Genomic DNA, 14,087 nt, shown 5'->3' on the forward strand with positions numbered 1-14,087 from the left:
CCCCGGCCATGACCGACACGCTGACGCAGGACGCGACGTACGCCGACCGGAGCGGCACGCGGCATCCGCTGCCCGACCCCGAGGCGGACGCCCGGGTGCGCGCCGACGACCGCGCGCACGTGTTCCACTCGTGGAGCGCGCAGGCGCTCATCGACCCGCTGCCCATCGCAGCGGGCGAGGGCTCGACGTTCTGGGACTACGCGGGCAACGCCTACCTCGACTTCTCGAGCCAGCTCGTGAACCTGAACCTCGGGCACCAGCACCCCGACCTCATCGCGGCGATCCAGCAGCAGGCGGGCCGCCTCGCGACGATCCAGCCGTCGATGGCGAACGACGCGCGCGGCGAGCTCGCCCGCCGCATCGCCGAGGTGGCGCCGGGCGACCTCGACAAGGTGTTCTTCACCAACGGCGGCGCCGACGCCAACGAGTACGCCGTGCGCATGGCCCGCGCCGTGACCGGCCGGCGCAAGGTGCTCTCGATGTACCGGAGCTATCACGGCGGCACCGCCACGGCGATCTCGCTCACGGGCGACCCGCGCCGCTGGGCGAACGAGCCGAGTGACGGCAGCGTGGCGCACTTCATGGGCCCGTATGCGTACCGCTCGTCGTTCCACGCCGACAGTCCGGAGCAGGAGGCCGAGCGGGCGCTCGCCCACCTGGAGCAGGTCATCACGCTCGAGGGGGCCGGCACGATCGCCGCGATCATCCTCGAGACGGTCGTCGGCACCAACGGCGTGCTCGTGACGCCGCCCGGCTACCTGCAGGGCGTGCGCGAGCTCTGCGACCGCCACGGCATCGTCTACATCGCCGACGAGGTGATGGTCGGCTTCGGCCGCGTCGGCGAGTGGTTCGCCGTGAACCACTTCGGTGTCGTGCCCGACCTCATCACCTTCGCCAAGGGCGTGAACTCGGGCTACGTGCCCCTCGGCGGCGTCGTCATCTCGGCGCGCATCGCGGCGCACTTCGACACGGTGGCATTCCAGGGCGGGCTCACCTACTCGGGGCATCCGCTCGCCTGCGCGGCGGGCGTCGCCACGTTCGAGGTGTTCGAGCGCGACGGCATCCTCGAGCGCGTGCGCGACCTCGGCTCGCGTGTCGTCGAGCCGCGCCTCCGGGCGATGGCCGAGCGGCATCCGTCGGTCGGCGAGGTGCGCGGGCTCGGCCTGTTCTGGGCGATCGAGCTGGTGTCGGATGCCGCGACGCGCGAGCCGCTCGTGCCGTTCAACGCCACGGGCGCGGCTGCCGCGCCGATGGTCGCCCTGGCTGCGGCCTGCAAGCAGGCGGGCCTCTGGCCGTTCATCCACTTCAACCGGATGCACGTGGCGCCGCCGCTCGTGATCACCGAGGACGAGCTCGTGCGCGGCCTCGAGATCATCGACGCGGCCCTCGACGTGGCCGACGGGTACGTCACCGGCTGACCGTCCCCGGCTGAAGGGCGCGACGGTCCGCGTCCCAGCGGGTCATGGAGACCCCTGGGGCGCGGGCGTCGTCGCGGAGTAGCATGGGCCGCGTTCACGGGGACTTCGCGCCCGCGGAGCATCCCCGATCCCGAGGGAAGCGCCCATGGATGACCGACTCACCTCCGACCGTGTCGTGACCGTTGCGGCGGCGACGCCGTTCCAGCTGCTCTACGACTTCTACCGGCTCTCGGGCTACGAGCAGCGGCGGCACGAGCCGGGCGTGCTCGACTTCACGTTCGGCGACCCGCACGACCCGCCGTCGCGGGCGTACGTCGAGATCCTCCGCGAGGCGCTGGTGCCGCAGCACGAGCTGTGGTTCGCCTACAACTTCGGCGACGCGCAGGCGGTGGCCGCGGCGACCGAGTCGCTCAGCCGGCATGTCGGCATCCCGTTCGAGCCCGAGGACGTGCACCTCACCACAGGCGGGTTCGCGGCCATCTCCTCGGCCCTGAAGATCGTCGGCGACCCGGGCGACGAGGTCGTGTACAGCCTTCCGCCGTGGTTCCTCTACGAGCCGCTCGTGATCGAGGCCGGCATGGTGCCGGTGAAGGTGTCGATCGACCGCGAGACCCTCGATCTCGACCTCGACGCCATCGCCGCGGCCATCACGCCGCGCACCCGCATCGTGATCGTGAACAGTCCCAACAATCCCACGGGTCGCATCTACCCGCCGGCCACGCTCGAGCGGCTGGCGGCGATCCTCGACGAGGCGTCGGAGCGCAACGGCCGGCGCATCTTCCTCATCTCCGACGAGGCCTACAACCGCATCGTCTTCGACGGGGCGCGCTTCCGCAGCCCGGTGGAGTTCTATCCGTGGAGCTTCCTCGCCTACAGCTACGGCAAGACGCTGCTCTCGCCCGGCGAGCGCATCGGGTACCTCGCCGTGCCCCCGACCATGCCAGGCCGCGAGGCGTTCCGCGACGCGATCGAGACCGTGCAGATCTCGGGCGGCTGGCTCTTCCCCAACGCGTCGATGCAGTACGCGCTGCCGAAGCTCGAGACGCTCGCGTTCGACCTGCCGCTCTTCCAGCGCAAGCGCGACGTCATGGTGGCGGCCCTGCGCGAGATCGGCTACCGCGTCGCCCAGCCCGAGGGCACGTTCTACCTGTTCCCCGAGTCGCCCCTGACCGACGACGTGGAGTTCACGCGGGCGCTCGATCGCGAGGGCGTCCTCGTGCTCCCGGGGCGCATGTTCGAGACGCCCGGCTTCTTCCGCATCTCACTCACCGCCACGATGGAGACGATCGAGGCCGGCCTCCCCCGCTTCGCCGCGGCGTTCCGCGCGTCGGCCGTGACGGCGGGCGGCTGACGGCCGCGGGCCGTTCCCGCGTCGGCGCCGTCGGCCCCGTCGGCTAGCCTGTGTCCCATGGACTCTCGGGCGGCGTCCGGCGGCATGGCCCGGCGAACCTTCCTCGCCGCGTCGCTCTCCGGGATCGCCGCCGTCACGCTCGCGAGCTGCTGGCCGCAGCCCGCGCCGACGCCGAGCCCCACGACCGCTCCGGCGACGCCCACTCCCACGCCGAGGACCGACGGCGTGCCCGTACCCAGTACGATGCGCCGCTCCCGCTGGAGGGCCGACCCGTTCGCGCGCGGGGCGTTCTCGTACGACGCGGTCGGCACCACCCCGCGGTTGCGCGAGTCCCTCGCCGAGCCGGTCGGCGACCGCCTCTGGTTCGCCGGCGAGGCGTGCTCGGCCGATGCCCCGGGCACCCTCACGGGAGCCCGCGACTCGGGCCTCGCCGCGGCGGCGCAGGTCGCCCGCCTCGCCGAGCCGGGTGAGCGCGTGGCGGTCGTCGGCGCGGGCATGGCGGGCCTCACGGCGGCCGCGGAGCTCGTCGACGCCGGCTTCGAGGTCGTGGTCCTCGAGGCACGCAACCGGGTGGGTGGCCGGGTGTGGTCGGTCGACGCCGACGGCTTCGACCGCTCCGTCGAGCTCGGACCCGTGCTGCTGCCCGATGACGAGCCGCTGACCGAGGCCCTCGCGGCGGCATCCGTCGACACGGCGCCCTTCGAGGCCGTGGTCGGGGCACGCACGGGATCCGGCGACACGGTGCCCATCCCCCCGACCGGCGACGACGCGGTCGAGGCCGCGCTCACCTGGGCGGACGCCCAATCCGACCCCGGCGGCATCTCGCTCGCGGACGCGCTCGTCGGCTCCGGGGTGGTCCCCATGCCGGCCACGCCGGGCGCCGACGGCCTGAGCCCCGCGGACTGGCTCGCGCACACCATCACGAGCGGCGTCGAGCCGGCCACCGGGGCGCCGACGAGTCGCGTCGCCGCGCCCACCGCGCCCACCTCGCCGTTCCCCCCGGGTGCGCGCCTCGTGACCGGTCGTCTCGCCGACCTGCTCGACGCCCTCGCGGACCGGGTCGACCTCGCCGTCTCGAGCGTCGTCACGCGCATCGCGTACGACGACCGGCGCGTCAGCCTGCGACTCGACTCGGGCGAGTCGCTCACCGCCGACCGCGCCATCGTGACCGTTCCGCTCGGCGTGCTGAAGTCCGACGCGCTGCGGTTCTCCCCGGCCCTGCCGTATGCCCACCAGCACGCCATCGCGACGCTCCAGACCGGCGTCGTCGACGTCGTGTGGCTGCGCTTCGACCGGGCGTTCTGGCGCACGGGCTCGGCGGAAGGCCAGGTGCCTGCGGCGATCGACGCCCACCCCGACGTGCTGACCGTCGTCGGCCAGTCGTCGAGCGTCGCCTACTGGCTCGACCTCGTCGGCGAGACGGGCGAGCCGATCCTGGTCGGCGTCATCGCGTCGGCGCAGGCGCTTCGACTGGAGCCGCTCGACGATCCGGAGTTCCTGTCCGCCGTGCTCGACGATCTCGCGCCCTACGCCACAGCGCCCGGTTGACCGCCACGAGCGCCGCCGTCACGGCGACGAAGATGGCGACCACCAGCAGGCAGTAGGCGGCGACGCCGAGCGCACCGCCCACCTGCGCCTCGTCGAGGAAGAAGTAGGGGTACCAGCCGACGTCGGCGCCACGAACGAGGGTGTAGGGCAACCAGAGCGTCGGGTACACGAGCACCCAGCCGACGGTCGACCAGGGCACCGGAGGGTTCACGGCCATGACGCTGTCGGTCGTCCACGCGATCACGGCGAGCGCGGGCACCACGAAGTGCAGCAGGGTGTCCGACCATGGCACGTCGATGCGGTAGTCGCGGGTGGACGCCTGGCTGACGATGAGCCCGAACACGATGCCCGAGACGAGCAGGTACACGGTGACCATCGTGCGGAGGATGCCGAGCCAGGGCGGGTCGCTCGGCGCCCTGAGCGCGTACCACGCCGCGATCCCGAGCGTGACGACCGCGATCATCGCCGACTGGATCGTGAAGTAGCTGAAGAAGTTGGCCGTCGCGAAGAAGCGGAAGCCGAGCACGTACTGGAAGTTGCCGATGATCGCGACGACCTCGAGCACCGCGACGAGCACCCGGAACACCCCGAGGGAACGACGCGCCCGCATGCCCGGAGCGAGGACTCCGTGGGTGCGGGCTGCCATGCGTCAACGCTACGCCCCGCCGCCGGGCGGCCCGTGCGGGCGTGCGGGCGTGCGGGCTAGTCCATCGGCCGCAGGATCCGGTCGAGGAACCGGCGCGTGCGCTCCTCGGTCGGCTTGGTGAAGATCTCGCCGGGGGCGCCCCGCTCGACCACCACGCCGCCGTCCATGAACAGCACCTCGTCGGCCGCCTGCCGAGCGAAGCCGAGCTCGTGCGTCACCACCACCATGGTCCAGCCCTCGTCGGCGAGCTCCTTGATGACCGACAGCACCTCGCCGACCAGCTCGGGGTCGAGGGCGCTGGTGGGCTCGTCGAAGAGCAGCAGGTCGGGCTTCAGGGCGAGCGCCCGCACGATGCCGACCCGCTGCTGCTGCCCGCCCGACAACTCGAACGGGTACGCGTCGCGCTTCTCGGCGAGGCCGACGCGGTCGAGCAGGGCGGATGCCTCGGCGATCGCCTGCGCCTTCGGCACGCGCTGCACGCGGATGGGGCCCTCGACCACGTTCTGCAGCACCGTCATGTGCGGGAACAGGTTGTGCTGCTGGAACACCATCGCCGACCGATCGCGCAGGGCGAACCGCGCGCCCTTCGGGAGCGGCTTGGCGAAGTCGAGCTCGGGGCCGCCGGTGAACGCGATCGTGCCGCCATCGGGCGTCTCGAGTCCGTTCAGCGAGCGCAGCACGGTGGTCTTGCCCGACCCGCTGGGGCCGATGAGCACGACCACCTCTCCGCGTCGCACGTCGAGGTCGATCGAGCGCAGCACCTCGTTGTCGCCGAACGACTTGCGGATGCCGCGTGCCGTCAGCAGCGGCGAGTCGTCGGGCGCGGCCTTCGGCGCGAGCGGGTCGTTCGGCGCGAGCGGGTCGTTCGGCGCGAGCGGGTCGTTCGGCGCGAGCGGGTCGCCCGCGGCATCCGGACCCTGCTGCAGCGAGTCGTCACTGGGCGACATAGCGGTCGAGCCTCCTCTCGAGGGCGTTCTGCCCGCTGGAGAGGGCGAGGCAGAACAGCCAGTAGATGAGCGCCGCCTCGAGGTAGAGCAGCATGAAGTCCTGCGTGAACGCGGCGATCTCCTGGGAGACGCGGAACAGCTCGGTCACGAGGATCAACGACGCGAGCGACGTGTCCTTCACGAGCGAGATGAACGTGTTCGACAGCGGGGGCACCGAGACCCGCGCGGCCTGCGGCAGGATGATGCGGCGCAGCGTGGTCGCGTTCGACATGCCGATCGTGTAGCCGGCCTCCCACTGCCCCTTGGGCACCGAGAGGATCGCCGCCCGGATGATCTCGGCGGCGTATCCGCCCACGTTGAGCGAGAACGCGGCGATGGCGCTCGGCCACGGATCGATGACGATGCCCACGGCCGGAAGCCCGTAGAAGATCACGAACAGCTGCACGAGCAGGGGTGTGCCGCGGATCACCGACACGTAGAACCGGCCGATGGCCGAGAGCACGCGGTTCCTCGAGAGCCGGGCGAGCGCCACCGCGAGCGCGATGACGAGTCCGATCACGAATGAGGCGAGCGCGAGCGGAATGGTGCCGCTCAGCCCGCCCCACACGATCGGCCAGAACGATTCCAGGAACAGCTGCCAGCCGGATGCCACGGCGACACCCCCTTCGAGACGACGGGCGCGAGCCTACTCCACGTGTCCCCTACTGGGAGACGTCGGCCCCGAAGTACTTCTCGCCGAGCTCGGCGAGCACGCCCTCCTCGCGGAGCTGCGCGAGCGCGTCGTCGATCGCGGCCTGCAGTGCGGTCTTGTCCTTGGTGAGCGCGATGGCGCTGAGCGAGGGGTCGTCGGTCTCGGCGGCCACCTCGATGCCCGACTTCCCGTTGGTCTTGACGTAGTCGAGGTAGGTGAGCTTGTCGTTGATGGTGGCGTCGACGCGACCCTGCTCGAGCAGGGCGACGGCCTGCGCCCAGCCCTCGACGGCCTCGACGTTCGCGCCCGACTCCTGGGCGAGCTCGTACCAGTTGCTCGTCAGCGACTGCGCGGTGGTCTTGCCGGCGAGGTCGTCGAAGCTCGAGATGGAGGTGTCGCCCTCCTTGACCACGATCACGCCGGGCGAGACGGTGTAAGGCTCGCTGAAGAGGTACTGCTCCTCGCGCTCGGGGTTGATCGACACCTGGTTCGCGATGGCGTCGAAGCGGCCGGCGTCGAGGCCCGCGAAGATCGCGTCCCACTGGGTCTCCTCGAACTGCACCTCGAGTCCGAGCTTGTCCGCGACCGCCTCGGCGACCTCGACGTCGTAGCCGGTCAGGTCGCCGTTGCCGTCCTCGTGGAAGCTGAAGGGGCGGTAAGTGCCCTCCGTCGCCACGGTCAGCGTGCCGGCCTTCACCAGTCCGTACTCGTTGTCGGATGCCGCGTCGCTCGAGGCCGGGGCGCCCGAGGAGCAGGCGGCGAGGGCGAGGGCGGCGGCGGATGCGGCGACGAGGCCGAGCAGGGTGCGGGCGCGTGACATGCGGTGGTGCTCCGTTCGTGACGTTCGTGACGTTGGCGTGATGCCGGACGCTTCGTTCGGTCGCTCCGGCGGAACGAGTCCAGCACGCCGGCGACCCCCGGGTGAAACCGCATGACGCCGCGTTGCATTCCGGATCCGGCGGGAATCGGGACGGACGTCCCGTGAATCCGGCCTGGAGGACGCGTGTTCGCCGGGGTCACGTCAGCATGCTCCCGACGGCATACACGCCCGACGGTGTCGTGCGCAACCCTCGCCGCCCATCTCCGCCGGTCGATAGAGTGACGGGCGTCGTGGGAGTCCCCTCCCACGTCGCGGTGCCCCCCACACCAACCGAAGGAATTCCATGATCACGCTGTCCTGGCTCCTCATCCTCGCCCTCGTCGGTGGCGCGCTCGCCCTCGTCGACGGCATCTGGCGACTCCGTGCACGCGGTGGCTCGACGATCGTCGGCGTCATCGAGGTCATCGTCGCCGCGCTGTTCCTGCTGTCGCTGTTCATCCCGGGCATCCCCTGGGGCCCGATCGTGCTCGGCGTCGCGACGCTCATCGCGCTCGTCGTCGCCCTGTTCGCCGGCGGACGCACCGGCCGCGGCGTGACGATCGCCGCGATCGTCGTGATCGCGATCTGGCTCGTGCTCGTGAACCACTGGCTGGTCATCCCCGGCGTCAACTGAGCCGGCACCACGTCGAGGCGGCCGTCCCCCGGTGGGGGCGGCCGCCTTGTTCGTCGACGTGGGTGTCTAGCCGAGGGCCTCGTCGGCGCAGGCCCAGGCCAGCGCGTCGACCGCCTCGACGCCGAGCTCGGGATGGCGCGACCGGAACTCCGCCGAGCCGGCGGAGTAGTCGGCCTCGAGCCGGCGGGCGGCCTTGGCGAGCGCCGGTCCGGCCGCGTGGCCGAATCGCGCGATGACGCGGGCGTCGTCGCGGGCGGGCTCGGGGGTGCTGCCCCACCCGGTCCACTCCACGACCGCACGGGTGAGACGAGGCTCCGTTGCCTTCATCAGTGATCCTTCTCTCTTTCGGGAACGCACGCCGCGCACGGCTGCACGACCTGCGGGTTGGAGCTCACGACCGTCGGTCGGAGCTCACGACTGGTGGCCGGACACGAGCGTCCCGTCGACCCTGCGGGGAATGCCGAGCGGGTTGCCGTCGGCGAGCTCGGCGGGCAGCACCGAAGCCGGTGCATCCTGGTAGGCCACGGGGACGAGGAATCGCCGCACGGCGGTGGCGCCGACCGACGTGTGCACCGACGCGGTGGTCGCCGGCCATCCGCCGCCGTGGTGCTGCGCCCAGGCGATGGCGACGCCCGTCGGCCACCCGTTGAAGACGAGGCGTCCGGCCTTGGGCGCGAGTGCCGCGACAAGCTCCGAGATGTCCTCGCCCGGTGCGTGGTGGATCGAGGCGGCGAGGCTTCCGTCGAGCGCGGCGACCGCGGCGTCGAGCTCGGTGCGGTCCCGGTAGCGGGCGAGCACGGTGAGCGGGCCGAAGCACTCCTGCAGCCAGGCGTGCGGGTCGTCGGCCACGGCGCGCGCTGATGCCGCGACCACGGTGGCCGGGGCATCCGAAGCCTCGCCGGTGCTGGGGTCGACGGCGCCGCGCCAGACGAGCTCGGCGTCGGGCAGGCCGACGAGACGATCGGCGCCCGCCGCGAACGCCGCGCCGATGCCGTCGGTCAGCAGTCGCTGCGCGCCGACGGTGCCGAGCGCGTCGCAGAGCGCGTCCTCGAATCCGGTGCCCTCGGGCACGAACACGAGGCCGGGCTTGGTGCAGTACTGCCCGCCGTCGCGCGTGAAGGAACCCGCCAGCCCGGCGGCGATGCCATCGACGTCCGTGGCGGCCGCCGCCTCGGTGACGACCACGGGGTTCAGCGACCCGAGCTCCCCGTAGAAGGGGATCGGCGCGGGTCGCGCCGACGCGAGGTCGAAGAGCGCCCGGCCGCCGCCGGTCGACCCGGTGAAGCCGACTGCCGAGACAAGCGGATGCCCCACCAGCGCGACGCCGGACTCCACACCCTCGACGAGCCCGAGCGCGTCGGACGGCGCCCCGGCGCCCTGGAGCGCCTCGCGTGCGAGCTCCACGACCCGGCGTGAGAGCCGCGGATGCCCGGGATGGGCCTTCACGACGACCGGGCAGCCTGCGGCGAGCGCCGACGCCGTGTCGTTGCCGAGCACCGAGAACGCGAACGGGAAGTTCGATGCCGCGAAGACGGCGACCGGGCCGATGGGCCGCAGCATGCGCCGCAGGTCGGGCCTCGGCGGCACGAGCGACGCGTCGGGCGCGTCGAGCGTCGCCTCGAGGTAGGAGCCCTCGTCGATCACGTCCGCGAAGAACCGGAGCTGCGTGGCGGTGCGCACGACCTCGCCGCGAAGGCGCGCCTCGGAGAGGTGGGTCTCCTCGCGGGCGAGCGCGACGAGCTCGTCGCGGTGGAGCTCGAGCCCTGCGGCGAGCGCCCGGAGCCACGCGGCCCGGTCGGCGCGGCTCGACTGGCCGACCCCCGTGCCGGCGGCGGCCCGTACGGCGGCGTCGACCTCGACGTCGACCTGGCCCCCGGCCCCGGCATCGTCGGCGAGGTGGGTGGATTCGTCGACTGCGACGACGTGGCGACCGCTCATCAGAACGCCGCCAGGCCGGTCAGGGCGCGACCCAGGATGAGCTGGTGGATCTCGTCGGTGCCCTCGTAGGTGCGCACCGATTCGAGGTTCGCGGCGTGCCGCATCACGGGGAAGGCGCTGGTGATGCCGTCGCCGCCGAGGATCGTGCGCGCCTGGTGCGCGATCTCGAGCGCCTCGCGCACGCTGTTGAGCTTGCCGGCCGAGACCTGGGCGGGCGTCAGCACTCCCCGCTCCTTGAGGCGGCCGAGGTGCAGGGCGAGCAGGATGCCCTTCTCGAGCTCGAGCATCATGTCGGCGAGCTTCGCCTGCGTGAGCTGGTTCGCGCCGATCGGCTTGCCGAACACCTCCCGTTCGGTCGACCGAGCGAGGGCGGCCTCGAAGCACGAGCGAGCGGCACCCATGGCGCCCCACACGATGCCGTAGCGGGCCTCGTTCAGGCAGCCGAAGGGGCCCGAGAGTCCGGATGCCCCGGGCAGGATCGCATCCGCCGGCAGGCGCACCGCGTCGAGGTCGATATCGCACTGCACCGAGGCGCGCATCGAGAGCTTGCCGTCGATGGGCGTCGCCGTGAACCCGGCGGCCGACGTGGGCACGAGGAATCCGCGCACCGCGCTGCCACCCTGCCCGAACCCACCCGATGGGTCGTCCACGCGCGCCCACACGACGGCCACGTCGGCGAGGGAGGCGAGGCCGATCCAGCGCTTCGCGCCGTCGAGCACCCACTCGTCGCCGTCGCGCCGTGCGGTGGTGGTCATCGCCGCCGGGTCGGAACCGCCCTGGGGCTCGGTGAGGGCGAAGCACCCGATGAGGTCGCCCTTCGCCATGCCCGGCAGCCACCGCTGCTTCTGCTCCTCGGAGCCGTACTTGTGGATGGCGCTCATCGCGAGCGAGCCCTGCACCGACACGAACGTGCGCCAGCCGGAGTCGGCGGCCTCGAGCTCGAGGCACACGAGGCCGTAGCTCACGGCGCCGGCCCCGGCGCATCCGTACCCCTGCAGGTGCATGCCGAGGAAGCCCTGCTCGCCGAGCTCGCGGACGAGCTCGGAGCGGAAGTGCCGCTGCTCGAAGTCCTCCTCGATGATCGGCAGGATCCGCTCCTGCGCGAAGGCGCGGGCGCGCTGCTGCCACTCGCGCTCCTCATCGGAGAGCAGGGCGTCGAGGTCGAAGACCTGGTCGAGGCGGGGGGCCGTGGTCATGCGCGGGGTCCTTTCTCAGGGGCGTCGCGGAGGTCGCGGGGAAGCCAGTCGGCGCCGGCGTGCTCGTCGAGCCGCGGTGGCGGGGTGCGGTAGGCCGGCGGGGCGGACGAGAGCCTGATCGGGTCGGCGATCGTGCGGCTTCCGCCGAGTTCGACCACGGGCTCGAGCCCCAGGCCATCGGCGAAGGCGATCGCCTCCGCCACGTCGTTCACCAGCCCGGCGGGCACGCCCGCGTCGCCCAGTGCCGCGACCCAGTGCCCGGCTCGGCGGCCGGCCAGGGCCGCCTCGAGTTCGGCGCGCAGCAGATCGCGGTGCTGGACGCGCGCCTCGTTCGTCGAGTAGCGCGGGTCGTCGGCGAGGGCCGGGATGCCGAGTGCCCAGGTGAGTGCGCGGAACTGCCGATCGTTGCCCACGGCGATGACGAGGTCGCGGTCGGCCGCGGGGAACACCGCGTACGGCGCGATGCTCGGGTGCTGGTTGCCGAGCCGCCGCGGCGCGTGGCCGGTGGCGAGCGTCGAGGCCGCCTGGTTGGTGAGCGCCGAGAGCAGGCTCTGCAGGAGGTTGGCCTCGACGCGCTGGCCGAGTCCCGCGCGGTCGCGCTCGCGGAGGGCGAGCAGGATGCCCGCGACCGCGTTCTGCCCGCAGAGCACGTCGACGAGGGCGACGCCGGCCTTGGCCGGCTCACCCTCGGGCTCGCCCGTGATCGACATGAGGCCGCCCACCGCCTGCACCAGCAGGTCGTACCCCGCCAGCCCGGCCCCCGCCCCGGCGCCGAAGCCCGTGATCGAGCAGTACACGACGCCGGGGTTCGCGGCGCGCACGTCCTCGTACGACAGGCCGAACCGGTCCATCACGCCGGGGCGGAAGTTCTCGATGACGACATCGGCGGATGCCGCAAGCCGGCGTGCCTCCGCGAGATCGCGGTCGTTCGTGAGGTCGAGCACCACCGACCGCTTGTTGCGGTTCACGCTGCCGAAGTAGGTGGCCTCCCCCGCGGCGTCGACCGGAGGCTTCCAGTGCCGGGTGTCGTCGCCGGCGGGCGGCTCGACCTTGATGACGTCGGCGCCGAAGTCCGCCAGCATCATGGTGGCGTAGGGGCCGGCGAGCACTCGCGAGAAGTCGGCGACCCGGATGCCGGCGAGCGCGCCGAGTGGCATCGCCGGGTCTGGCTCGTGCATCGTTCATCCGCCTTCGCATGACGCGGCCGTCGACGGCCGCACGGATTCATCCTATATCGAATCTTTTTGGTCGGCCGAGCGGCCCCGAGCGCACCCGTCGGCTAGCGTGGGTCCCATGGAGACGAGGGTGGGGCCGGGCGCGCGTGAAGCGGTGTTCGCCCAGCTCGCCGACACCGGACGTGCCGAGCAGGTCGCCCAGCGCCTCACGGACGGCATCGTCCTCGGCGTGCTCGATCCCGGCGAACGCCTGCCGAGCGAACCCGAGCTCGCCCGCCGCTTCGGCGTCGCGCTCATCACCGTGCGCGAGGGCCTCGGCATCCTCCGCGACGCCGGCCTCGTGGAGACCCGCCGAGGCCGCGAGGGCGGAAGCTTCGTGGTGCACGACGACGTCGGGCACCCCGCGCTCCTCTCCGCCCGCCTGCGCAGCCTCGCACAGGTCGAGCTCAGCGACATGGCCGTCTATTTCGGCGCGATCCTCGCGGGTGCGGCCGAGCGCGCGGCGCAACGGGCGTCGGCGCAGGATGCCGCGAACCTCGCCGGGTGGCTTCGCGGCGCCGACTTCTCCACCGCCGCCGGCGCCCGCACCAATCAGGGCGGCTTCCTGCTGGAACTCGCCGTGCTGAGCCAGTCGGCGCGACTGGTCAGGGAGCAGATCCGGCTCCAGGCGGAGTTCGGGCCGCTGCTGCTGTTCGGCCTCGTCGATCCGGGCGCCCGGTCGCAGGCGGTCGAGTTCGACGAGCGGATCGTGCGTGCGGTGCGTCGGCAGAGTGCCGACCGGGCACGGGCCGCGGCCGGCGAGCTCGTCGACATGCTCGCCCTTCGGCTGCTCGGCGCCAAGGCTCGCGTCGAGCGAGGGGGTGACCTCGATGACCCGCACGCCGACTGAGGTCGCGCATGCCGTCGCGGAGGTCTTCCGCGGCGTGTTCGACCAGCTCGCCGAGTGGCGTGAGCCCATCCGCGCCCTGCTCGGCGCCGGCGGGGAGGTGCGGGCGCAGACCCTCGACACCGTGGTCGCCGATCTCGTCATCCCGAGGCTCGAGGAGGCCGACCCGATGCTCGTCGGGGCGGGCTTCATCGCCGACGGCGAGGTCGTACGCGGCCGGGGCGTGCACTTCGCCTGGTGGCTCGGTCCCCTCGACGACAACCCCGTGCTCGGCTCGACCACCGAGCCGACCCGGCTCGACCTGTCGACCCGGGGCTACACCGAGTACCTCCGCGACTTCCGCGCCCTCGAGTGGTACCGCATCCCCGCCACCACCCGGCACGCCCACGTCACCGGCCCGTACGTCGACCACCTGTGCACGTGCGATTACATCCTCACCCTCACGATGCCCGTGCACGATCGCGACGAGGAGCGGATGGTCGGCGTCATCGGCGCCGACGTCGCCGTGCGCCGCCTCGAGCACGCCCTCCTCGCCGCATTCCTCGAGGTCGACGCGCCGCTCGCCCTCGTCAACCAGGACGGGCGCGTGGTGCTCTCGACCGACCCGGGACTCCAGGTCGGGCAGCTCGTCGAGGCCGGCTCGAGCTCGGTCGACGTTGAGGGCACGCCCTTCGTCGTGCGGGTGGGGTCCGTCGCCTCCGGGTCGTCATCAAAGATTTAGTGTTATATCTTTGACGGACGAGCGACTGCACCGGGGCAGACGGGCTCTGGCGCGTGTGCACCCCTGAGAAGGAGAGA

General features: G+C 72.3%; 14 protein-coding genes. 6 read left to right on the forward strand and 8 right to left on the reverse strand.

Annotated elements, in window-relative coordinates:
• Positions 1-8 precede the first annotated feature (8 nt).
• The 3 genes from J2X63_RS04820 (at position 9) to J2X63_RS04830 (ending at position 4,317) form a co-directional block, all read left to right on the forward strand.
• Positions 9-1,418, forward strand: a complete 1,410-nt coding sequence (locus J2X63_RS04820) for an aspartate aminotransferase family protein (RefSeq protein WP_309974467.1) — start codon at positions 9-11, stop codon at positions 1,416-1,418.
• A 145-nt stretch (positions 1,419-1,563) separates the two neighbouring features.
• Positions 1,564-2,769, forward strand: coding sequence for an aminotransferase class I/II-fold pyridoxal phosphate-dependent enzyme (locus J2X63_RS04825; RefSeq protein ID WP_309974470.1), 1,206 nt, complete (start codon positions 1,564-1,566; stop codon positions 2,767-2,769).
• A 57-nt stretch (positions 2,770-2,826) separates the two neighbouring features.
• Complete coding sequence (locus tag J2X63_RS04830; protein WP_309974473.1) at positions 2,827-4,317, forward strand: FAD-dependent oxidoreductase; 1,491 nt, start codon at positions 2,827-2,829, stop codon at positions 4,315-4,317.
• Here the strand turns inward: J2X63_RS04830 and J2X63_RS04835 are convergent.
• From J2X63_RS04835 to J2X63_RS04850, 4 genes are read right to left on the reverse strand one after another with little or no spacing between them, the layout of a single operon-like run.
• Positions 4,214-4,963 (reverse strand): Pr6Pr family membrane protein, encoded by a 750-nt coding sequence (locus J2X63_RS04835; RefSeq protein ID WP_309974476.1) that lies wholly within the window; start codon positions 4,961-4,963, stop codon positions 4,214-4,216. The two genes, J2X63_RS04830 and J2X63_RS04835, sit on opposite strands and share 104 nt — an antisense overlap.
• A gap of 56 nt (positions 4,964-5,019) precedes the next feature.
• Positions 5,020-5,910 (reverse strand): amino acid ABC transporter ATP-binding protein, encoded by an 891-nt coding sequence (locus J2X63_RS04840; protein WP_309974479.1) that lies wholly within the window; start codon positions 5,908-5,910, stop codon positions 5,020-5,022.
• Entirely contained in the window at positions 5,897-6,562 is a 666-nt protein-coding gene (locus J2X63_RS04845; RefSeq protein WP_309974481.1) for an amino acid ABC transporter permease, read from the reverse strand. The genes J2X63_RS04840 and J2X63_RS04845 overlap by 14 nt, the downstream gene beginning before the upstream one ends.
• A gap of 49 nt (positions 6,563-6,611) precedes the next feature.
• A complete protein-coding gene (locus J2X63_RS04850; protein WP_309974483.1) occupies positions 6,612-7,421 on the reverse strand; it encodes an amino acid ABC transporter substrate-binding protein in 810 nt (269 codons plus the stop codon).
• Between the two features lie 343 nt (positions 7,422-7,764).
• On the opposite strand from J2X63_RS04850, the gene J2X63_RS04855 reads away from it, so the two are divergent.
• A complete protein-coding gene (locus J2X63_RS04855) occupies positions 7,765-8,094 on the forward strand; it encodes a hypothetical protein (protein ID WP_309974485.1) in 330 nt (109 codons plus the stop codon).
• Positions 8,095-8,160: 66 nt separating this feature from the next.
• Here the strand turns inward: J2X63_RS04855 and J2X63_RS04860 are convergent, their stop codons facing one another.
• From J2X63_RS04860 to J2X63_RS04875, 4 genes are all read right to left on the reverse strand, one after another.
• Positions 8,161-8,421, reverse strand: a complete 261-nt coding sequence (locus J2X63_RS04860; protein ID WP_309974488.1) for a hypothetical protein — start codon at positions 8,419-8,421, stop codon at positions 8,161-8,163.
• Between the two features lie 84 nt (positions 8,422-8,505).
• A complete protein-coding gene (locus tag J2X63_RS04865) occupies positions 8,506-10,032 on the reverse strand; it encodes an aldehyde dehydrogenase family protein (RefSeq protein ID WP_309974489.1) in 1,527 nt (508 codons plus the stop codon).
• Positions 10,032-11,228 carry an acyl-CoA dehydrogenase family protein gene (locus J2X63_RS04870; RefSeq protein ID WP_309974492.1) on the reverse strand — a complete coding sequence of 399 codons (1,197 nt, stop codon included), beginning with the start codon at positions 11,226-11,228 and terminating at the stop codon, positions 10,032-10,034. The genes J2X63_RS04865 and J2X63_RS04870 overlap by 1 nt, the downstream gene beginning before the upstream one ends.
• Positions 11,225-12,406, reverse strand: coding sequence for a CoA transferase (locus tag J2X63_RS04875; RefSeq protein ID WP_309974496.1), 1,182 nt, complete (start codon positions 12,404-12,406; stop codon positions 11,225-11,227). The genes J2X63_RS04870 and J2X63_RS04875 overlap by 4 nt, the downstream gene beginning before the upstream one ends.
• A gap of 115 nt (positions 12,407-12,521) precedes the next feature.
• Here J2X63_RS04875 and J2X63_RS04880 point away from each other — a divergent pair, with 115 nt between their 5' ends.
• Together J2X63_RS04880 and J2X63_RS04885 are read left to right on the forward strand one after the other, a co-directional pair.
• Positions 12,522-13,292 carry a GntR family transcriptional regulator gene (locus J2X63_RS04880; RefSeq protein WP_309974499.1) on the forward strand — a complete coding sequence of 257 codons (771 nt, stop codon included), beginning with the start codon at positions 12,522-12,524 and terminating at the stop codon, positions 13,290-13,292.
• Positions 13,273-14,010 carry a cache domain-containing protein gene (locus J2X63_RS04885; RefSeq protein WP_309974502.1) on the forward strand — a complete coding sequence of 246 codons (738 nt, stop codon included), beginning with the start codon at positions 13,273-13,275 and terminating at the stop codon, positions 14,008-14,010. The genes J2X63_RS04880 and J2X63_RS04885 overlap by 20 nt, the downstream gene beginning before the upstream one ends.
• The last annotated feature ends 77 nt before the right edge of the window (positions 14,011-14,087 follow it).

Origin of the sequence: Agromyces sp. 3263, assembly GCF_031456545.1 — a bacterium.
Lineage (GTDB): Bacteria > Actinomycetota > Actinomycetes > Actinomycetales > Microbacteriaceae > Agromyces.